General features: G+C 70.6%; 19 protein-coding genes. 10 read left to right on the top strand and 9 right to left on the bottom strand.

Features of this window, described 5'->3' with window-relative positions:
• Nucleotides 1-131 precede the first annotated feature (131 nt).
• The 4 genes from AB0B35_RS04475 to AB0B35_RS04460 are packed head-to-tail and all read right to left on the bottom strand — an operon-like array spanning nucleotide 132 to nucleotide 5,539.
• A complete protein-coding gene (locus AB0B35_RS04475) occupies nucleotides 132-1,490 on the bottom strand; it encodes a mannitol dehydrogenase family protein (protein ID WP_361040565.1) in 1,359 nt (452 codons plus the stop codon).
• Entirely contained in the window at nucleotides 1,487-2,767 is a 1,281-nt protein-coding gene (locus AB0B35_RS04470; RefSeq protein WP_361040562.1) for an enolase C-terminal domain-like protein, read from the bottom strand. Before AB0B35_RS04470 ends, AB0B35_RS04475 begins: the two co-directional genes overlap by 4 nt.
• Nucleotides 2,764-4,221: a glucuronate isomerase gene (gene uxaC / locus AB0B35_RS04465; protein WP_361040560.1), complete on the bottom strand. Its 1,458-nt coding sequence runs from the start codon at nucleotides 4,219-4,221 to the stop codon at nucleotides 2,764-2,766. The genes AB0B35_RS04470 and uxaC overlap by 4 nt, the downstream gene beginning before the upstream one ends.
• A gap of 4 nt (nucleotides 4,222-4,225) precedes the next feature.
• Nucleotides 4,226-5,539 (bottom strand): Gfo/Idh/MocA family oxidoreductase, encoded by a 1,314-nt coding sequence (locus AB0B35_RS04460; protein ID WP_361040558.1) that lies wholly within the window; start codon nucleotides 5,537-5,539, stop codon nucleotides 4,226-4,228.
• Between the two features lie 247 nt (nucleotides 5,540-5,786).
• On the opposite strand from AB0B35_RS04460, the gene AB0B35_RS04455 reads away from it, so the two are divergent.
• From AB0B35_RS04455 to AB0B35_RS04435, 5 genes are all read left to right on the top strand, one after another.
• Nucleotides 5,787-6,833: a LacI family DNA-binding transcriptional regulator gene (locus AB0B35_RS04455; protein ID WP_203697444.1), complete on the top strand. Its 1,047-nt coding sequence runs from the start codon at nucleotides 5,787-5,789 to the stop codon at nucleotides 6,831-6,833.
• A gap of 5 nt (nucleotides 6,834-6,838) precedes the next feature.
• Nucleotides 6,839-8,206, top strand: coding sequence for an ABC transporter substrate-binding protein (locus AB0B35_RS04450; protein WP_361040555.1), 1,368 nt, complete (start codon nucleotides 6,839-6,841; stop codon nucleotides 8,204-8,206).
• Between the two features lie 264 nt (nucleotides 8,207-8,470).
• Complete coding sequence (locus AB0B35_RS04445; protein ID WP_361040849.1) at nucleotides 8,471-9,349, top strand: sugar ABC transporter permease; 879 nt, start codon at nucleotides 8,471-8,473, stop codon at nucleotides 9,347-9,349.
• Nucleotides 9,349-10,182 carry a carbohydrate ABC transporter permease gene (locus AB0B35_RS04440; RefSeq protein ID WP_360521328.1) on the top strand — a complete coding sequence of 278 codons (834 nt, stop codon included), beginning with the start codon at nucleotides 9,349-9,351 and terminating at the stop codon, nucleotides 10,180-10,182. Before AB0B35_RS04445 ends, AB0B35_RS04440 begins: the two co-directional genes overlap by 1 nt.
• Nucleotides 10,183-10,185: 3 nt before the next feature.
• Nucleotides 10,186-10,749: a hypothetical protein gene (locus AB0B35_RS04435; protein WP_360521331.1), complete on the top strand. Its 564-nt coding sequence runs from the start codon at nucleotides 10,186-10,188 to the stop codon at nucleotides 10,747-10,749.
• 111 nt (nucleotides 10,750-10,860) lie between these two features.
• Here the strand turns inward: AB0B35_RS04435 and AB0B35_RS04430 are convergent, their stop codons facing one another.
• The 3 genes from AB0B35_RS04430 to AB0B35_RS04420 all read right to left on the bottom strand — a co-directional run bounded on the left by AB0B35_RS04430 (nucleotide 10,861) and on the right by AB0B35_RS04420 (nucleotide 14,668).
• Nucleotides 10,861-11,172, bottom strand: coding sequence for a type II toxin-antitoxin system PemK/MazF family toxin (locus AB0B35_RS04430; RefSeq protein ID WP_361040552.1), 312 nt, complete (start codon nucleotides 11,170-11,172; stop codon nucleotides 10,861-10,863).
• Between the two features lie 38 nt (nucleotides 11,173-11,210).
• Nucleotides 11,211-11,435: a hypothetical protein gene (locus AB0B35_RS04425; RefSeq protein ID WP_360521337.1), complete on the bottom strand. Its 225-nt coding sequence runs from the start codon at nucleotides 11,433-11,435 to the stop codon at nucleotides 11,211-11,213.
• A 284-nt stretch (nucleotides 11,436-11,719) separates the two neighbouring features.
• The gene (locus AB0B35_RS04420) at nucleotides 11,720-14,668 is read right to left on the bottom strand and encodes a glycoside hydrolase family 48 protein (protein ID WP_361040846.1); all 2,949 of its coding nucleotides are present in this window, start codon (nucleotides 14,666-14,668) and stop codon (nucleotides 11,720-11,722) included.
• A 324-nt stretch (nucleotides 14,669-14,992) separates the two neighbouring features.
• Here AB0B35_RS04420 and AB0B35_RS04415 point away from each other — a divergent pair, with 324 nt between their 5' ends.
• From AB0B35_RS04415 to AB0B35_RS04400, 4 genes are all read left to right on the top strand, one after another.
• Entirely contained in the window at nucleotides 14,993-15,826 is an 834-nt protein-coding gene (locus AB0B35_RS04415; protein WP_361040550.1) for an aldo/keto reductase, read from the top strand.
• Nucleotides 15,827-15,901: 75 nt separating this feature from the next.
• Nucleotides 15,902-16,642 (top strand): hypothetical protein, encoded by a 741-nt coding sequence (locus AB0B35_RS04410; protein WP_361040546.1) that lies wholly within the window; start codon nucleotides 15,902-15,904, stop codon nucleotides 16,640-16,642.
• Between the two features lie 16 nt (nucleotides 16,643-16,658).
• Nucleotides 16,659-17,228 carry a hypothetical protein gene (locus tag AB0B35_RS04405; RefSeq protein ID WP_361040543.1) on the top strand — a complete coding sequence of 190 codons (570 nt, stop codon included), beginning with the start codon at nucleotides 16,659-16,661 and terminating at the stop codon, nucleotides 17,226-17,228.
• Nucleotides 17,225-17,794 (top strand): hypothetical protein, encoded by a 570-nt coding sequence (locus tag AB0B35_RS04400; RefSeq protein ID WP_361040541.1) that lies wholly within the window; start codon nucleotides 17,225-17,227, stop codon nucleotides 17,792-17,794. The genes AB0B35_RS04405 and AB0B35_RS04400 overlap by 4 nt, the downstream gene beginning before the upstream one ends.
• Here AB0B35_RS04400 and AB0B35_RS04395 read toward each other — a convergent pair.
• A complete protein-coding gene (locus tag AB0B35_RS04395) occupies nucleotides 17,678-19,078 on the bottom strand; it encodes a hypothetical protein (protein WP_361040539.1) in 1,401 nt (466 codons plus the stop codon). The two genes, AB0B35_RS04400 and AB0B35_RS04395, sit on opposite strands and share 117 nt — an antisense overlap.
• A 29-nt stretch (nucleotides 19,079-19,107) precedes the next feature.
• On the bottom strand, nucleotides 19,108-19,287 hold the full coding sequence (locus AB0B35_RS04390) for a hypothetical protein (RefSeq protein ID WP_361040537.1): 180 nt from the start codon (nucleotides 19,285-19,287) through the stop codon (nucleotides 19,108-19,110).
• A 288-nt stretch (nucleotides 19,288-19,575) separates the two neighbouring features.
• Between AB0B35_RS04390 and AB0B35_RS04385 the strand changes: the two genes are divergently transcribed.
• Nucleotides 19,576-20,469: a siderophore-interacting protein gene (locus tag AB0B35_RS04385; protein WP_361040535.1), complete on the top strand. Its 894-nt coding sequence runs from the start codon at nucleotides 19,576-19,578 to the stop codon at nucleotides 20,467-20,469.
• Nucleotides 20,470-20,485: the final 16 nt, after the last annotated feature.

The raw sequence follows: 20,485 nt of genomic DNA, 5'->3' as shown, positions 1-20,485 counted from the left end.
GGTCGTGCGGGTGGCCCGGTTCCCGGGCCGTCGCGGGTCGACCTTCACGTGGTGCGGGCGGCCCGAGGGCCGAACCGGTCGACCGGGTGACCGCCGGACTCGGCGGGCCACCCCGAACACCGGGCATGCCATCACTTCACCGCCGTCCGGACCAGGTCCGCCGCGCCGTGCGTGGCGAGGGCGGTGCGCCATGCCGCGATCATCCGGCGTCGGGCCGGGTCCGGCACTTCGAGCACGCCGCCGGGGCCGAACAGGGCCTCGGTGCTGGTGTCCGCGCGGACGTCGGCCGCTCGCGGGTCGTCCAGCGGCAGCGCCCGGCCCGCGTCGTCGGCACCCTCGGCGAAGCGGGCCCAGGCCGCCAGGATCAGCGTGGCCAGGGTCGGCTCGGCGACCGTGTTCAGCACCGACAGCGCCCGCTGCGGCAGCTTCTGCGTGCCGTCCATGGCCACCTGCAGGCAGCGGTGGCCGAGCCGGGCGTTGGCGAACCGTTCCAGCGCCGCGTCGCCGTACCCCGCGACGGTGACCCCGTCCGGCGGCGTCATCGACGCCGCGACCTCGGTGGCGATGTAGCGGCGCAGCAGGTCGGTCATGCCGGGCAGGGCGACGGCGTCGGCGATGCTCTCGCAGCCCGCCAGCGCGCCCAGGTAGGCCAGCGCGCTGTGCACGCCGTTGAGGGCGCGCAGTTTGAGGTGCTCCCACGGGGTGACGTCGCCGGTGAGCACCGCGCCCCCCGCGGCCCAGTCGGGGTGCGCCCCGGCGAAGGAGTCCTCGATGACCCACTGGCGGAACGGCTCCCCGGCGACCGCGGCCAGGTCGCGGGCCCCGAGGCAGCGTTCCGCCGCGGCCAGGGTGGCGGCGGTGGTGGCGGGCACGATCCGGTCCACCATGCTCGACGGGCAGCGCACCGAGCTCTCGAACCACTCGCGCTGCGCGTCGGGGATCATCCCCGCCAGCAGCTTGCCCAGCACGACGCCGTTGGACGGCAGGTTGTCGCAGCTGAGCACGGTGATCGGGCCGCTGTCCGCGCGGGCGCGGGCGACCAGTCCGTCGATCAGCAGGCGCGGCACCGCCGCGTCGGGGGCGTACGCCTTCTCGGTCACGGTCAGCGTCACCACCCGGATCGCCGGGTCGGCCAGCAGCCCCACGACGGCTTCCGGATCGCTCGCGGCGTGCACCGTGTCGTTGAGCGCGCCCAGCACCCGGGTGCGCTCGGCCGACGCGTCGAGCGTCACCACGCTGTAGAGGTGGTCCTGCGCCCGCAACGCCTCCAGCACGTCCCGGGAGCGCGGCGCGACCGCGACGATGCCCCAGTCGCCGCCGCGCGCGGCCATCGCCGCCTCGATGTAGACGGCCTGGTGGGCCCGGAAGAACGCGCCCAGGCCCAGGTGCAGCACGCCGGCCTTCGCCTCGCCGGGCCGCACGGCCGGGCGGCTCTCCACGGGCAGCCGCGACAGCGTCGCCCGGCCGAGCCGGGTCGCGGGGACCGTCATCGCCATACCGGACCGTCCGGGAACGAGAACTCCGCGATCGACTCCGGCTTGAAGGTGACCGAGTAGCCCGGCTTGCTCGGCAGCCGGTAGCGGCCGTCGACCACGGTGATCGGGTCCTCGAAGTGCTCGTGCAGGTGCGCGACGTACTCCACCATGCGGCCGTCGAGGGAGCGGCCCAGCCGCAGGTAGTCGAAGATCGACAGGTGCTGGACGTACTCGCAGAGCCCGACGCCGCCCGCGTGCGGGCACACCGGCACGCCGAACTTCGCGGCCATGAGCAGGATCGACAGCACCTCGTTGACGCCGCCGACCCGGCACGCGTCGATCTGGCACACCTGGATCGCCTCGGCCTGCATGAGCTGCTTGAAGATGACCCGGTTCGCGGCGACCTCGCCGGTCGCGACCCGGATGGGCCGCACCGAGCGGGCCACGGCCGCGTGGCCGAGCACGTCGTCGGCGTGCGTGGGCTCCTCGATCCAGTACGGGTTCACCTCGGCCAGCACCGCCATGTTGGCGATCGCCTCATCCACGTCCCAGACCTGGTTCGCGTCCATCATCAGCAGCGCGTCGGGGCCGATCTCCTCGCGGATGAGCCGGGCGCGGCGGAGGTCGTCCTCGATCGGCCCGCCGACCTTCATCTTCATCGCCCGCCACCCCTGGGCGTACGCGGCCCGGGTCAGCTCGCGCACCTGCTCGTCCGGGTAACCCAGCCAGCCCACCGACGTCGTGTACGACGGGAAGCCGTCGCGCTCCAGCACCGCCAGCCGCTCGGCGTAGCCGCCGTCGTCGGCCAGCAGCGCCAGCGCCTCCTCGCGGGTGATCGCGTCGGTGATGTGGTGGAAGTCGACGCTGTTCACCAGCTCCTCGGCCGGCATCTCGGCCAGCAGCCGCCACATCGGCTTGCCCTCGGCCTTGGCCCGCAGGTCCCACACCGCGTTGACCAGCGCGCCGGTCGCCATGTGGATGACGCCCTTCTCCGGGCCCAGCCAGCGCAGCTGCACGTCGGCGCTCAACGAGCGCCAGAACGTCACCGGGTCGGCGAGGATCTCCTCCAGGGTGCGCCCGACGACGTGGTGGGACAGGGCCTCGATCGCCGCGCAGGCGATCTCGTTGCCGCGCCCGTTGGTGAAGGTGAAGCCCGCGCCGAACACGCCGGACTCGGTGTGCAGCTCGACGTACGCGGCGCTGTAGTCCCCGCGGTTGATCGCGTCCGAGCCGTCGCCCTTCGCGGCGGTCGGGAAGCGTACGTCGTGCACCTTGGCGTCGATGATTTTCATGACTGTCCTACTCGGAAGATCTTCTTGGGCAGGTGGTATGCCAGGTCGGCGATGGTCTCGGCGGCCTCGTCGAGGCCCAGGCGGTGCTCGGCGACCAGGCGCGCGAGCCAGCCCGCGTCCACGCGCCGGGCCACGTCGTGGCGCACCGGGATGGAGCAGTACGCGCGGGTGTCGTCGACGAACCCGGCCGTGTTGTAGAAGCCCGCGGTCTCGGTGACCGCCTCCCGCCAGCGGCGCAGCGCCTCGGGCGCGTCGAGGAACCACCACGGCGCGCCGACGAACATCGCCGGGTAGCCGCCGGCCAGCGGGGCCAGCTCGCGAGTGAACGTGTACTCGTCCAGGGTGTAGACGACGACCCGGAACCGCGGGTCGTGCCCGAACTCGTCGAGCAGTGGCCGCAGCGCGCTGGTGTACTCGGTCGCCACCGGGATGTCTCCGCCGACGTCGCGCCCGTGCGTGCGGAACAGCGCCGCGTTGTGGTTGCGCGACGAACCCGGGTGCAGCTGCATGACCAGCCCGTCGTCCACCGACATCCGGGCGAACTCGATCAGCATGTGCGCCCGGAACGCCTCCGCCTCGGCGGCCGTGGCCGGCGGGCCGGGGATCACGGGTGTGCCGTCCGGCGTCTGCGCCAGGCCGTCGTGCAGGGCTCGCTCGAACAGCAGCTTGGCCTCGTCGGCGGTCAGGCCGCCGGTGGCCGCCGTCGGGTGCCCGTGGTCGGAGCAGGTCGCGCCCGCGGCGATGAAGTCCAGCCGCCGCTGCGCCAGCGCGGCCAGGAAACCCTCGTAGGTCGTGGTGTCCAGACCGGTTATCTCGCCGAGTTTGGCCACCCGCGCGGCCCAGCCGGGCCAGTCCATGTCCACCAGGTCGTCCGGGCGGTACGTGGTGATCACCCGCCCGCCGGGGCCGCCCCAGCCGTCCGCGGCCAGCTTGGCGTGGCGGGACAGGTCGTCCAGCGGCGACTCGGTGGTGGCCAGCACCTCCAGGTTGAACTTGCCGAACAGCGCCCGGGGCCGGTATTCCGGCTGCTCCAGGCGCGCGGCCAGCTCGTCGTACACCCGGTCGGCGGTCTGCGGCCCGAACGGGGTCTCGATGTCGAACACCGTCTTGAACGTCTGCTCCAGCCACAGCCGCGACGGCGTGCCCCGGAACAGGTGCCAGTGCTGGGCGAAGGTGCGCCAGATGACCCGCGGGTCGGTCTCCACCGGGCCGCCGTCGACGCGCGGCACGCCCAGCCGGTCGGGTGTCACCCCCTGGCTGAGCAGCATGCGCGTCACGTAGTGGTCGGGCACGATGATGAGGCGGGCCGGGTCCGGGAACGGCGCGTCCTCGGCCAGGATGCCGGGGTCGACGTGGCCGTGCGGGCTGATCAGCGGCAGGTTCCGCGCATGCGTGTAGAGCTCCCGGGCGATCGCCCGGGTGCGCGCCTCCGCCGGGAACAGCAGGTCGTCCACGTGGTCACTCCCATTCCGAGATGTCGAGCAGTTCCGCCACGTCCACGCAACGCCCGGAGGCGATCGACGCGTTCGCGGCCAGGCCGGTCAGCAGCGAGCGCGCGCCGTCGAGCGCCGTCGCCGACCGGTGCAGCGGGTCGGCGTCGCCGCCGAAGAGCACCCCGGTCATGCGCACGTCCGCGCCGCCGTGGCCCTGCCGGTCGTACGCCGCCACCGGCACCTCGACCGGCGGCTCCCAGTAGCGGCGCAGCCGCAGCGAGACGCTGCCGGACTCGGCGGCGGCCTCGACGCCGTGCAGCGCGGCCGAGTGGCCCTTGACCGCGCCGGCCACCCCGGGTGCGACGTGGTCGGACTCGACGATGTCCAGCTCCAGGCGGCCCCGGCTGCCGTTGAAGGCGATCCGGTAACCCTCCCAGGGCGAGTACGCGGTGAGGTGGTACGACATGGTCGCGCCGCTCGCGTAGCGGACCAGGACCGCCATGTCGTCCTCGATGTCGGTGCCGGGGGCGAACACGTTCACGTCGCGGTGATACCCGTCGTGGGACTCGGCATCGAGGTAGAGCTCGGCCAGGTTCGGGTTGTCGGCCAGGTGCAGCGCGAACGGGTCGCCCTGGGCCGCCGGGGCGCCGTGGGCGCGGTTGTAGTCGCGGGCGTAGCCGTGGCGGGCGCCGTTCTCGCCGTACAGGAACAGCCGGCCCTCTGCGGTGACCCGCACCGGGGTGCTGTTCAGCCACCAGTTGACCAGGTCGAAGTGGTGGGTGGCCTTGTGCACCAGCAGGCCGCCGGAGTTGGCCCGGTCGCGGTGCCAGCGGCGGAAGTAGTCCGCGCCGTGGCGCACGTCGAGCAGCCACTCGAAGTGCACCGAGCCGATCTCGCCGATCGCGCCCTCGGCCAGCAGCGTCTTGACCTGCTCGTGCACCGGGTGGAAGCGGTAGTTGAAGGCGACCCCGACCTTGCCGTCGTTGCGCCGCACCGCCTCCAGGATGCGCCGGCACTTCGGCACGTCCACGGTCATCGGCTTCTCGGTCACCACCGCGCACCCGGCGTCGAGCGCCGCGACGATGTACTCGTCGTGCGTGGCGTCGACGCTGCACACCACGAGGGTGTCGACGCGCTCCTTGGCCAGCATCGCCGGCACGTCGCCGGCGTCGTAGGCCACGGCGGGCGGGGCGCCTGCCGCCTGCAGGCGGCGCTGCTGGGCGGCGATCCGGGCGGGGTTGACGTCGGCGAGTGCGACGAGTTCGCCATGGCTGGTGAGGGCCTGGGCGAACATCTGCGCTCGAGCCCCGGTCCCCACGATCGCGTACCGCGTGGTCATCCGGCCTCCTGGGCCTCATGCGACTACAAACGTTTGCAGCAGAACTAACCATCGCGGTCCTATCGCGTCAATGGCTGGCCCAGAATCTGCCTCGATTGTCCCGAATTTTCCGGCTGATGACACCACCAAGGTCCACTGTCGAAACCAGATCGACATCTTCGACCGTTGACACGGTCGCAACCGTTTGCATTAATGGGTCACCACCGTGATAGCCAACACAGGATCGCGTGTACACAAAGGAGTGCAGGTGCCGGCCACTATCCGCGATGTCGCCAAGGCCAGTGGCGTGCACGTCTCCACCGTGTCCCGCGCGTTCAGCGCACCGCAGTTGGTGAACGCCGAGACCCGGGCGCACGTGCTCGCCGCGGCGGAAGAGCTGGGCTACCGGCCCAACCGCGCCGCCCGTGCGCTGATCACCGGACGCACGCACAACATCGGGCTGATCGTGGCGGACATCGCCAACCCGTTCTTCCCGCCGCTGATCAAGGCAGCGGAGAGCCATGCCCGCGGCCGCGACTACCACGTCTTCGTCGCTGACACCAATGAGGACGCCGGTGTCGAGGAGGAGCTGGTGCTCGCCCTGGCCAAGCAGGTGGACGGGGTGCTGCTGTGCAGCCCCCGCATGAGCAACACACAGATCGAGCAGCTGTCCCGCGAGGTCCCGCTGGTCGTGGTCAACAGGCCGGTCCCCGGCCTGCCCGCGGTCGTGATGGACGTCGCGCAGGGCGCCCGGCTCGCGGTCGAGCACCTGGTCAGCCTCGGCCACCGCGAGATCGCCCTGCTGGGCGGCCCGCGCGGGTCCTGGACCAACCGCGAGATCCGCCGCGCGGCCACCCTCGCCGCCCGCACCGCGGGAGCCGAGCTGGTGGTCCTCGGACCCAACGCGCCCACCGAGGAGAGCGGGTCGGCCCAGGCCGAGGCCGTGCTGCGGGCCGGCGTCAGCGCCGTGCTCGCCTACAACGACCTCATGGCCGTCGGCCTGATCGACGCACTCGACCACCGCGGGGTCAAGGTGCCGGATCAGATCAGCGTCGTCGGGATAGACGACACCGCGCTGAGCCGCCGCACCCGCCCCATGTTGACGACGGTGGCCACCCCCACGGCGGCCGCCGGACGGGCAGCCGTCGACATGCTGCTCCAGCATGGCGACGACCGCCGCACCACCGCACTGGTAACGCTCCAGACCGAGTTGGTCATCCGCGACTCGTCAGGCCCGGGCCCGCATCGCACTGCGGGCCCGGGCAGGCGGCAGCAACCGCCCGTTGACGGTGTCGCTTCCGAGAGCAGGGAGTGAAAGCTATGCACCCAGCGACACCTGCGCCGGCCGACGAGCCGACGCAGCACAACGGTAGCCTGCCGGCGGGCGGTTGGAATCGCCGCCATCTGCTGCGCATGCTCGCCGGAACGGCCATCGCCGTTCCCGTCGGCGGCCTGCTGGCCGCCTGCGGCGGCGAGGAGGAGCCGGCGGCGCTCGACCCGAACGCCAAGTACACCGTCTCCTTCTTCTGGTGGGGCGGCGAGGCCCGCGCCAAGCTGACCGAGGAGGCGCTGAAGCTCTACACGAGCAAGCACCCCAACGTCACGATCACGCCCACCTGGCAGGCGTTCACCGGCTACTACGACAAGCTGGCCACCATCTCCGCCGGCGGCAACGCGCCCGACATCTTCCAGATCGACGACAACGGCCTGGCCGAGTACGCCGGCCGCAACGTCACCCTGGACCTGTCCAAGTACACGGCGAGCAAGAAGATCGACGTCTCCAAGCACCCCGAGAGCCTCACCAAGTACGGGCAGCTCGGCGGCAAGCAGGTGGCCATCGCCACCGGCGAGAACACCCCGGCGATCATCTACGACAAGACGAAGCTGACCGAGCTGGGCATCGAGGTGCCGCAGATCGGCTGGACGTACGACCAGATCATCACCTGGGGCGCCGGCGTCACCACCAAGGCGGGCGGCAAGTACTGGGGCCTGATGGACCCGAGCTCGGACTACAAGGCGCTGTGGCTGTGGCTGCGCGCCCAGGGCAAGGAGTTCTACGACGGCCCCAAGATCGCCTTCAGTGAGGCGGACCTGGTCGCGTGGTTCCAGCTGTGGGTGGACGCCCGGACCAAGGGCGCGACCCCGCCCGCCGACATCTGCCACGAGGCCGTCACCGGCAGCGTCGCGACGCAGCTCGTGGTCACCAAGAAGGCCGCCGTGTCCTTCATGTGGTCCAACCAGCTCTCCGAGATGCAGAAGGCCACGAAGAACGACCTGGCCATGACGGCATACCCGGGCGACCCGAAGGGCCAGTGGGCGCGCGCGTCGACGTACTGGGCGGCCTCGCGCACCACCAAGGCGCCCGACGTGGTGGCGGACATCATCAACTTCCTGGTCAACGACGTGGAGGCCGGCAAGATCCTGGGCGTGGACCGGGGTCTGCCGAACAACCTCGACGTGCGCAAGGCCGTCTCCGACGCGCTGACCGACCAGAAGATGAAGGACACGGTCTCCTTCGAGAACGAGATCACGCCGAAGTTCGGCCCGGCCCCCGCGCCGCCGCCGAAGGGCCACAGCGGCCTGCGCAACACGCTGCGCGACATCGCCGAGACGGTGTCGTACGGCAAGGCCACGCCCGAGGCCGCGGCCAAGCAGTTCTTCACCGAGGCAGCCGCCGCTCTGGCGTGACCTGACGCTGGTGGGACTCCCCCGGCGGCCCGCGGTACAGGCGGGCCGCCGGACCACCACCAGCGGACACGGGCCCGGCCCGGCCGATCGGCGGCCCGGGGCCGGGCCCGTTCCATCTCCGCCGTTTTCGTTCTCGTTCCTGGAAGGGGACCGCGCGTGGCACTCACCACGGCCTCCCGACCGGCCCTCCCGGTCCCGGCGGCAACGCCGCCGCCGGCGCGCGGCCGGCGTAAGAAGAACTACGCCTCCCGCCGCGCCGAGGGCCTGGCGGGCTACGTCTTCCTGTCCCCGTGGCTGATCGGCCTGATGGCGATCACCGCGTTCCCGATGCTGCTCTCGCTCTACCTGAGCTTCACCAACTACGACGTGCTGTCGAGCTGGGAGTTCGTGGAGTGGGTCGGCTTCGACAACTACAAGAAGATCTTCACCCTCGACCCGACGTTCTGGCAGTCGGTGCGGGTCACCCTCACGTTCGGCCTGATCGCGATCCCGCTGAAGCTGGTCGCATCGCTGGGCGTGGCCCTGCTGCTCAACCGGGAACGCCGCGGCGTGGGCCTGTTCCGCAGCATGTTCTACCTGCCGTCGCTGCTCGGCGGCTCGGTCGCGCTGGCCCTGGTCTGGGTCGCCATGTTCAACGGCGAAGGCGCGTTCAACGCCGGCCTGAGCCTGTTCGGCATCGAGGGCAACAACTGGATCAACGACCCGGACTGGGCACTGGCCACCCTGATGGTGCTCACCATCTGGCAGTTCGGCGCACCGATGGTCATCTTCCTGGCCGGGCTCAAGCAGGTCCCGACAGAGCTCTACGAGGCCGCACAGGTCGACGGGGCCAGCAAGTACAAGCAGTTCTTCCACATCACGCTGCCGATGCTGTCCCCGGTCATCTTCTTCAACCTGCTGCTGGAGACGATCAACGGCTTCCAGGGCTTCACCTCGGCCTTCGTCATCAGCAACGGCACCGGCGGCCCGCTGGGCGCGACCAAGCTCTACACCCTGCACATCTACGACAAGGCCTTCACCGACTTCGAGATGGGTTACGCCTCCGCGCTGGCCTGGATCTTCCTGGCGGCGATCGGCCTCATCACGATCGTCTTCTTCAGCACCGGCAAGTTCTGGGTGCACTACTCGGACGGAGAGAACTGATGGCCCGCGTACGTGGCTGGGTGCGGGTGCTGGCCCTGCTCGGCGTGCTGGCGATCGTGCTCTACCCGCTGATCTGGGTGCTGGGCTCGTCGCTGAAGTCGCCCACCGAGGTGACCAGCAACCTCTCCGTCTGGCCCGAGGAACTGACCTGGTCGAACTACTCCGACGGCTGGAGCTACATCCCCGGCGTCAGCTTCGCCCGCTTCTTCGGCAACAGCCTGGTGATCTCGCTGGCCACGGTGGTCGCGAACGCGGCCTCCTGCCTGGTCACCGCGTACGCGTTCGCGCGGCTGCGGTTCTGGGGCCGCAAAGGCTACTTCGCGCTCATGATCGCGACGCTGCTGCTGCCCGGCCACGTCCTGATCGTGCCGCAGTACGTGCTGTTCAGCGAGTTCGGCTGGATCGACACCCCGCTGCCGCTGATCCTGCCGAAGCTGCTGGCCACCGAGGCGTTCTTCATCTTCCTCATGGTCCAGTTCATGCGGGGCATCCCCCGCGAACTCGACGACGCCGCCAAGATCGACGGTTGCGACCCGTACCGCACGTTCTGGCACGTCATCCTCCCGCTGTCGCGACCGGCCCTGATCACGACGGCGATCTTCTCCTTCATCTGGACCTGGAACGACTTCTTCACCCAGCTGGTCTACCTGCCCAGCGTGCCCAGCTACACCGTGCCGGTGGCGCTGCGGCTGTTCATCGACTCCAGTGGCCAGACCTCCATCGGCCCGATGCTGGCCATGTCGGTACTCTCCCTGCTTCCGGTGTTCCTGTTCTTCCTGGGCTTCCAGCGCTTCCTGGTCCAGGGCATCAACACCAGCGGACTGAAGGGCTGAGACATGACGGCGACGACCACCACGGACTGGCGCGACACCCTGCGTGACGCGGCCGACCTCGCCCTGGTCGGCATCGTGGTGACCGTCGCGGCGGTGCCGGTCGTGACGACCGGCGCCGCCGCCGCCGTCGGCGCGCAAGCCGTGCACCAGCGCTTCACCGACGGCCACTGGCCCGGCCCGCGCGACCTGCTCCGCTCCTTCGGCCGGCGGCTGCTGCCAGGCGCGCTGGCCACGATCGTCCTGCTGGCCGCGCTGCTGCTGCTCACCCTCAACATCTTCTGGCTGAACCAGGGCCTGGTCCCCGGCGGCGGGGTGCTGCTGGGGGTCACGGCCGTCGCGGCGGTGGCGGTCCTCGGCCTGGCCGCGCTCGCGATCCCCTTCCTCGGCCGCGGCTACACCTACCGCCGCGCTCTGCGTACCGCGCTCTCCCGCCCGGCCCTGATCGTGACCTGCGCGGGCGTCATCGGCATCGCCTTCCTGATCGGCTCCATCCTCCCGATCACCGCCCCCCTCCTGGTGGGCTACCTCCTCCTGGCCCTGCACACCATCGCCCGCCGCGTCCCGTGATCCACGCCTGATCTGGGCTCTGCAGTTTCGGGAAACTGCACGAATCTCGACTGGCGAAACTGCAGTTTCCCCGAAACTGCAGCGGCAACACAAAGAGGTACGCGAGGTCGGTCAGGCTGTGGCGATGAGCTGTGCCAGTGCGAACGCGATGGCTTCGCATTCAGGCTTGGTGAGTGTGGCCTGATGCCGACGCACAAGCCGGTCAGTGGACAACGCCTTGACTTGATCACACATAGCGAATCCCCGCCGGCCCGCGAGATTGATCTCGGGCTGCCAAACGAGCTGGCGGTCAGTGGTCGTACAGGGAACCATGAGTGCCAGACCGTTGGGCAGCGAGCACGCCAATGTCGAGCCGACGACGACGGCAGGTCTCTCCCCCGCCTGCTCATGCCCCACCTGCGGGTTGAACTGCACCCACCACACCTGCCATGGAGCAACCTTGAGGCGACGCTGGGGAGGAGTCACTCAGCGACCGCCACATCCAGTTCCGCCCACTCACGTGCCTCGCTGCGATAGCCAGCCAGTGCCTCAGGGTCCGCCTCCAGCCGTGCCGCGTCCTGGGCCGCCCGATGCTGCCAGATCAACACCCGAAGCGTCTCGTCGAGGCTCGCCCCGTTGAACTCCTCGGCGGCGATACGCGCCAGCGCATCACGATTCTCTGTCGACACACGCATACTTGTCTGCATACATTGAGTATACGCCGTGGCGCATAAGCGCGATAGTTACGCGAGCAGCACCGCGCCACGAAATCCTCATCCCACTCCGCCAATCGCCGGTGCGGCTACTTAGTCAAGATAGTCTGCAGAGTCGATCAGTCATATGTGCGATCACCGTCGGACAACCAATCCGTAACGGCCCCGAATGATAGGCGCACTTAAGATCCTGGGCCACGACGAGTGACCCTGCAGCCACACGACCGCCGATAGGCGGGGCACCATGCGCAGGCACCCCGCCTATCGGCCTGACCGGGTCAGCCGTTCGGGAAGAGCATGGCGAAGTCGGCGAAGGCCATCGCGACGTCGCTCTGCGCCCAGAACCGGTGGTAGTTGAAGCTCGGCGCGGGTCCGCCGTCCAGGTGCGCCTGGACCTTGGCCCAGTCCGGGTCCTGCTTGTACCAGGACCGGATGTCGATGAACGACTTGCCGGCCGTGATGATGTCGCCGTTGGGCATGTCGCCGGTCCAACCGGACGGGACGTAGATGCCCTGGCCGGTGGTGGCGTTGTAGACGTCGTCGAACCGCGAGTAGTCGCCGCGGGTCTCGGTCGTCGAGACGCCCTTGCTCTCGGCCTTGGCGTACAGCGCGTCGATGAGGCCCTTGCCGGTGGTCTTCGCCGCGGCGTTGCCGGACTTGGCGGCGTAGAACAGCAGCGCGCGGGCCAGCGACGCGGCGACGCCGACGTCCTGGCCGGTGCTGGTCACCGTGACGTGCAGGTTGGTGTTGGCGGCCGGGCTGGACGGGTTCCAGGTCGTCGGCGCGCCGGACCAGCCGAGCTCGGACGGGACGGCGAAATTCGTGCCGCTGACCGTGGTGTTGGCGACGGCCCACGGCACCCACTTGTCGAGCAGCGCCTTGGCCTTGGTGTTGCCGGTGGCGTAGTACAGCTCGGCGATGCGGCCCATCGACCAGACCTGCATGCCGAACCACTGGTTCGACGGCGGGTCGTGGTAGACCGGCTTCTCGTCGTAGAACATGCCGTAGAAGGTGGGCGTGTTCGCGGGCGGCGTGGCGTACGAGCCGGCCCAGCTGTTGGTCGCGCCGCCGGCGATGCCGCCCTCGGAGGACTGCAGCCACTGGTAGAACTCCAGCTGGCGGTTGAAGCTGTTGGTCCAGTCCGCGTTCGCGGTCGGCGACTGCGGCTTCAGCTCGTTGACGTTGGCGAGCGCGTACGCCGCCATCGGGTTCTGGTAGCCGAAGTGGTTGAAGCTGGAGCCGATGCGCCACGACCAGGCCGACGTGAGACCGCCGCCCCAGGCGTAGTACCAGGACATCAGGTAGTGCATCGAGTCACGGCCGGTGCCGGCGGCGCAGGTGGTCGCGCCGACGCAGTTGCCGATCTTCTTGAAGTACTTGTCGAACATGGCGTAGCGCAGGTAGTCGCCCATCTTCGCCGCCTTGGTGAGCGTCGACGCGATCTGCGACTGCTTGCCCTGCTCGGTGGCCCAGGTCAGCGCCCAGTAGGCGGCCTCGATGGCACGGGCGTCGGCGTCGGGGGCGTTGGTGTACTTCCACTGCGCCGCGGGCGCGCTGGACTCCTTGACGAACAGGTCCAGGTAGCCGTTGGGGCCGCCGTGGTTGAGGTTGTCGCAGCTCGGCTGCGGGATGGTCTCCCAGACCGACTCCTGCGGGCCCCGCTGGAAGGTGTTGATGTACGCCGGGCGCGTGGTGCCGTTGCCGCAGCGGCCGAAGCCGTACTTGTTGTCGACGTCGAGCAGCCAGTGCATGCCGTAGATGCTGCCGTTGCCGTAGGTGCTGGTCAGCTCGCTGCGTAGCGGGTCGACTCCGACGGGCACGCTGGGCTGCAGCTGCGACGGGTAGTTGGCCGGGGTGAGGTGCTCGGCCGCGTACTGCGGGGTGCCGGCCACGCCCGCGTTGGGCTGGTCGGTCGCCGACGGGATGATGTACTGCTCCATCACCGTCCAGGCCTGGTTGAACTTGGTCCAGTCCTGGGTGAACCGGCCGTAGTAGGCCTCCAGCCACAACCAGTAGGAGAACGCCTCGCTGGTGGTCTCGTGGCCGTAGTCGGGCGCCTCGACGATCAGCGTCTCGATCGAGTGGTACGGCACGCCCTCGGGCGAGAAGTATCCGTTGGCCGTGTTCTTGATCTTGTTGTACTGCTCGATGAAGCGCTGCGTGTAGACGTTGACCTCGTCGTCGGCCTCGGTCGCGGTGACCACGCCGGGGTCGTACCCGGTGGCGCTGGCGGTGATGGTCGCCGAGCCGGAGGCGTTGTCCGCGTCCTGCGCCGCCGCCAGGGTGACCGTCTGCTCGGTGCCCCAGTTGCTGGTGCTGAACGTCAGCGTCGCGCCGGTGGAGACCGAGACGTCGGTGTCACCGGCGGTGCGGGCGACGGCCACGGTCAGGTTCGCCGACGGCGCGGCCGACAGCTTCACCTTGAACGTGTTCGTGGCGCCCTCGGGCACGCTCACCGCGGCCGTGCTCGCCGCGTTGACCAGCACCTTCGGTGCAACGGAGGCGTCGACCACGACGGTGGTGTTGGCCGTGGCGGTCGCGCCGCCGCTGTCGGTCGCCTTGGCCTGGAACACGTAGGTGCCGACCGGCAGCGCCGAGACGTCCCAGGTGTACGGCGACGCGGTGTCCGAGCCGAGCAGCAGCCCGTCGCGGTAGAACTCCACCTTCGACACGGTGCCGGGCGAGGTGTCCGCCGCGGTCGCCGCGATGGTGAACGCCGCGGGGGCGGTGTAGTGGGTGTTGTTGGCCGGCGCGGTGATGCTCACCGTCGGCGCCGGGTTGGCCCCGGTGCACGCCGTGCCGTTGATGGTGAACGACGTCGGCGACGAGTACGTGCCGCTCCAGCGGCCGTTGAAGCCGATGCCGGTGGACCCGTTCGTCGGCACGTTGCCGTTGTAGTTCAGGTTGGTCGCGGTGACGTTCTGGCCGGACACGGCATAGTTCGCCGACCAGCCGGGCAGGGTGACGGTCTGCCCGGAGGGCAGCGTGAAGCCGAGCGTCCAGCTCGTCCACGGGTCACCGAGGTTCTTCAGAGTCAGGTTGGCGGTGAAGCCGCCGGAGCCGGGGGCTTCGGTCCACGGGTTGGCGGTGTAGACGACCTCGCAGGCGACTGCGGCCTGGGCCGGGCTCGCCGCCACCACCAGACCGCCGAGGGCGACGACCGCCGCCGTGGCGACGGCGCCTGAGCGCCGCAGGATTCTGTGGCGGGAACGCCGCAGTGTGTGCAACAAGATGAGCTCCTCGCGAAGACGCCGGGACCAGGTCCCGGCGGGAAACCGTTCGAGCCGTCGGCGATGACGGCGGTGCCGCAACGGCGCGTCCATGCCCTGACGTGCCGTGTCGCGCGAACGTGGCTCCCGGTCGCGAATTCCGATCAGTCTTGCATGGGAGCGCTTCCATCGCAAGGGGTCACTGCCCGCCTCACCAAGATCGTCCGACTTGCCGGGCAACCGGGCGAAAGCGGGCTCAAGATACGCACGTTTGCCCGGCAAGTCGGCGGAACAAGGCGGACCGCGCCGAACGCGGGCCGCCGCACTGGAAGAATGATCGGTATGACCGTTCCTGACGTGACCCTCAACAACGGCGTCCTGATGCCCCAGCTCGGCTTCGGCGTGTGGCAGGTCGATGACGACGCGGCGGAACACGCCGTGACCACGGCGCTGCGGGCGGGCTACCGGAGCATCGACACCGCCATGATCTACGGCAACGAGCAGGGCGTCGGCCGTGCGCTGAGCGCCGCCGGGGTGCCCCGCGAGCAGCTGTTCGTCACCACGAAGCTGTGGAACACCGACCACGAGTACGACAAGGCCCTGCGCGCCTTCGACGAGAGCCTGGACCGGCTCGGCCTCGACTACCTCGACCTGTACCTGATGCACTGGCCGGTGCCGTCGCAGGACCGCTACACCGAGGCCTGGCGCGCGATGGAGAAGCTGTACGCCGACAAGCGGGTGCGCGCCATCGGCGTGTCCAACTTCACCGTGCAGACGATGAGCCGCCTGCTCGACGAGTTCGACGTGGTGCCCGCCGTCAACCAGATCGAGCTGCACCCGCGCTTCCCGCAGGAGGAGCTGCGCAAGCTGCACGCGGTGCACGACATCGCGACCGAGGCGTGGAGCCCGCTGGGCCAGGGCAAGGGCCTGCTCGACGACCCGGTGCTGGGACGGATCGCGGCCAAGCACGGCCGGACCCCGGCGCAGGTGGTGCTGCGCTGGCACCTGCAGCTGGGCAACGTGGTCATCCCGAAGTCGGTGACCCCGTCGCGCATCGTCGAGAACATCGCCGTGTTCGACTTCGCCCTCGACGACGAGGACATGGCGGCGATCGCCGGCCTGGACAACGGCGGCCGCATCGGCCCCGACCCGGCCGTCTTCGCCTGGATGGGCTGACCAGGAGTCCACAGCGGACGGACGCCTGGCGGCTCGGTTATGCCGCAAGGCGTCCGTCTCGTTATGCTCGCCGACGTGTCTGTCACGGGGCGGGGCGGCCTGAGCCGCAGGTTGGCCAGAGGGCTGGTGGACCAGGCGACACCCGGGCTGCGCTGGGCCGTGGCGGTGGTGCTGCTGGGCGTGTCCGGGCTGTTCGGCGGCCTCGACACGGTGGCCGATCCGCAGGCGGAAACCGTCGCGGCGGGCACGCTCGTGCCGGGCGGGCCGTGGGAGGTCACCATCCACGAGGCGGGCATCCGCCGGGAGCTGGGCAAGCTGCGGCTGAAGAACGAGGGCGACCGTTGGCTGTACGTGATCGCCACGGTCCGGATCACCGCCGAGGAGAGCACGATGCTGCCCTCCGACCTGCTGGTGCTGGAGGGCGTGACCGGGCTTGTCGCGCCGACCCCGGAGGAGTCCGCGTTGGAACGTGACGGCAGCCGCCTGCGCCTGCTGCAGCCGGACATGCCCGAGCGGATCTGGTTCGTCTGGGAGCAGTCGGGCGGCGCGCCCGTGCCCACGTCGCTGACCATCTCGGTGGAGCAGCGCACCTGGCGCGAGGACTCCCTCGGCGGCGAGTGGCACTGGATGGACGCGGACGCCAAGGGCGACGACAATCCGGCCGGCCGCGTCACCGTGCCCGTCAAGGCTGATACGACGCCTCCGTCGGCCAGTCCGTCGCCCAGCGCCGAGCCTTCGGCGTCCACCCGGCCCCGGCCGTCGGCGAGTCCCAAGCCGTCCACCAGCCGCTCTCCGAGCGCCAGGCCGACGCCGTGAGCCGAGGAGACGACGCGTGAAACTGCTGCGCTGGTTGGGGTCCGCCGTGTTCGTGCTGGCCGCGCTCGCCGCGGCGCAGGCCGTGCAGACCGCCGAACCCACCCTCAACGACGCCCGGCGGCCCTTCCCGGTGGTCGGACAGGTCGGCGAGGACGTGCACGCCCGCACCTTCACCGCGCGGGTGCAGCAGGTGCGCTGCGCGGCCGCCTTGAAGATCGGCGAGCACGTGCTGGACACCCAGGGCGTCTGGATCGTCGCCAAGCTACGAGTGGGCGCCCGGTCCGAGCCGACCAGCATCGCGTACGCCGCGGCGCGTGACGCCGCCGACCGGGTCTTCCAGACCACTGACCGCGTTTCGCTGGACCTGGTCACGGGCGGGCTCACCATGCAGCCGGGGCTGCCGTACGAGGGAGAGATCGCCATCGAGGTCCCCACCGCTGCGGCGGGGGGCCTCATCCTGCTGCTCGCCGACAACAGCATCGACCAGCGGCTGGACTCCATGACCGAGATCCCGCTGCCGATCTCCGACGGGTCGGCGTGCTCGCCGGAGCCCACCACCCTGCTCGCCGCGCGGGCCGTGTCGTGAGGGGCCCGGACTCGCTGGGCCGCGGCTGGTGGCGGCGCAACGTCTGGGGCCTGGTCGCCGTGGTGCCGACGCTGGCGCTGATGCTCGCCGCGGCGGGCTACTCCGATCTGGAGTTCTGGCAGCGCGGCAAGCCGCAGGTGGTGCGGCCCGCCGCGGACGGCGTCGCCGAGTTCGCGGGGCTGCGGATGCGGGTGGCCGAACTGGCCCCGGCCACGGACTTGAAGCGCGGCGGCGACCGCCCCTTCGTCGTGCCGGACAACATGACGGCTTGGCGGGTGGTGCTCGACGTCGAGGGCCCCACCGACCTCGGGCCGGACGAGGTCGTCTACTGCGACATCAGCATCGAGGACACCGCCGGCAACCGCTACGGCGACCAGCCACGGGAGCTGTCCTCGGCGCGTACGCCGCTGGGCAACTGCAACCCGGAGAACAGCCCTGTGCCCGCCGGGTCAGGCCGATACCAGACCGTCGCCCATTTCGTCACGCCGCGCGGGGTGGAGATCGCCGCGGTGCGGGTCTTCTTCGGCGGCGTCGACCAGACCCGGTACGTGCGGTTCGACCGCTGACTGCACCCGCAGCACACGGTCGACGGTAGCGGCGACCAGGCACAGCAGCAGCACCATGCTGACCGCGTCGTTCAGCACGCTGAGCGGGCCGGACAGCGGCCGCCACACCTCGTTGACGTCCTGTGCGCCGATCAGGGCCCGCTCCAGCTCCCACAGCCAGGTCGGCAGCGTCTGCACGGCGACGAACAGCACGCAGAACATCAGCATCGGCACCTTGCCCGCGTGCGCGAGCAGCCGGAAGCTCTGCGCCAGCGGCGCGATGGTCTCGCGCACGTTGGCGGTGCTCGCGGCGCTGAGCTTGCGGATCGGCGCGGGCAGCTTCGCCCACCGGCGGGCCGCCCGCACCGCCCGCGCGGCGGCCTTCCGGTTCAGCGGCGGCGTGCCCAGGCTCTGCCCGTACACCACCGCGCCGACGATGAGCCAGGCCAGCGGCACGACGAGCACGACGTCGAGGGACAGGAACAGTGCCGAGAACCACGTCCCGACCGCGCGCACCGGCTCCTCCAGCGGGCCGAGCTGCGCGACGGCCTGATGCCAGCCGTTCAGCGCCGCCCGGTAGGCCCGCCGGTGCTCGACGTAGGGCAGCACCTTGTCGCTGACGCCCGACACGAACACCGCGACCAGGGTCAGCGACAGCACCTCCAGGTAGGCCCGCACGAAGCCGATCCAGCTCCACATCCGGTCGGCGCGCAGGCCGAGCAGGAAACGCAGCACCAGCGCGACGACCGACACCACGATCAGCGTCGTGTTCAGCGTGAACGGCAGGCGGTCGGCGAGCGTCAGCGCGGACGGGTCGGTGATCGCCTCGGCCCTGCTGTGCTCGTCCTGGAACACCTCCAGGATGTAGGTGCTGCGGTCCTCGGCGAAGTAGTCGTAGGAGGCGTACACGACGATGAACGGCAGCAGCACGCTGGCCACGTGCGCCAGGGCGCGGAAGCGCTGCCCCGGCTCGCCCTCGGGTGTCGCGACCGGCAGCGAGCGTGACAGCACCCGCAGCATCAGCACCAGCGCGGTCATCACCGCGACCGGGACCAGGGCGAAGACCAGGAAGCCGAAGACGCCGTCGAGCTTGCTGGCCTGCACGGCCACCAGGGTCACCCCGCGCCGGGCCGCGAACCCGGCGAACACCAGCGCGAACAGCACCGGCCAGTGCCGCCGCAGCAGCACCCCGACGGTGCCGAGCACCGCCGCGAGGTGGCGCAGCGACCAGACGATGCCGTGGCGGGGTGCGGGTGTCGCGACCACGGGCGAAACCGGCGCGAGCGGAGAGGGGGTGACCGTCACGGGAGCACGGTACCGTCCACGGCGGATGGTCAGCCGTCCGCCCGCTGCGCGATGAGCAGACCGACCCCGTCGAGGATGCGGTCGAGTCCGAACACGAACTCGTCGTACGGCTCGTCGGCCTGGTCGAACACGCCGGCCGCGATGACCCGGCCCAACGCCGGGAAGCGCGCCGGGTCGACGAGCAGTTTCAGCAGCTTCGCCTTGCGCACGCTGCGCGGCAGCGCCTCCGGCCGGTTGGCGGTCTCCGCGCTCGCCGGACTCCGCCGAGGCCGGCACCGGTGCTCGATCGGCGGCATCCGCGGCCCGGGCCGCACGTGTGCCGGAGCCGGCCGCGGAGCAGACAGCACAGGACCGGACGGTCACCATTTGACAATCAGAGGGAAGGCTAACCTAACCTAGGATCGTGCACGTCGGCCGTCGGCCTCCTGTGGGATGCCACGGGCCGGTGGCCGCGCCTGGCGTCCCCTCCGTCCTCCGGCCCTCTGGAGCTCCCGCGCATGACCGAACCGATGGTCTGGCGGCTGTTCACCGTGCAGGTGCAGTCCGTCGCCGAACTCAGCCCCACCTTCAAGCGGTTCACCTTCGCGGGGCCGGACCTCGCCGACTTCGCCGACTGCGGGTACGACCTGCGCCTCAAGCTGGTGCTGCCCGCGCCGACGGGCGGGTTCGCCGACCTGGACCACGGCCCGGACTGGTACGCCACCTGGCGCGCCACCCCCGACGAGCGGCGCAACCCGCTGCGCACCTACACGGCCCGGTACGTGCGCCCGGAGCGGTGCGAGGTCGACGTGGACGTGGCCTTGCACGGCGATGCCGGACCCGCGTCGCGCTGGGCCCGCACCGCCCGGCCTGGCGACAAGATCGTCCTGATGGGACCCAACGCCGTGCACCCCGGCCCGCACGGCGGTGTCGAGTTCGTGCCGCCCGCGCCCGGCGTGCCGGTCCTGCTGGCCGGGGACGAGACCGCGGTCCCCGCCATCGCGGCGATCCTGGAGCGGCTGCCCGCGGACACGTTCGGCGCGGCGCTGCTGGAGGTGCCGTACGCCGCCGACGTGCTGGCGCTGACCGCCCCCGCCGGGGTCTCCGTGCGCTGGCTGGCCCGCGACGGGGCCGCCCACGGCAGCCTGCTCGTGCCCGCGGTGCAGGAGGCCGCGGCGCGCCTGGTGCCGGTGCCCGGCGCGGCCGAGGCCGTCGAGGACGTCGACGTGGACCACGACATCCTGTGGGAGGTCCCCGAAACCACGGCCAGTGGGCGGCTGTACGCCTGGCTCGCCGGTGAGGCCGCGGTGATCCGCACCCTGCGCCGCCACCTGGTCAGCGAACGCGGCCTGGACCGCAAGTCGGTCGCGTTCATGGGCTACTGGCGCCAGGGCCGCACCGAGGAGGGCTGACCCGCCCGACTCGCGG

This window comes from Catellatospora sp. NPDC049133, assembly GCF_040648455.1.
GTDB lineage: Bacteria > Actinomycetota > Actinomycetes > Mycobacteriales > Micromonosporaceae > Catellatospora > Catellatospora aurea.
This window is presented reverse-complemented; position numbering and strand designations above follow the sequence as displayed.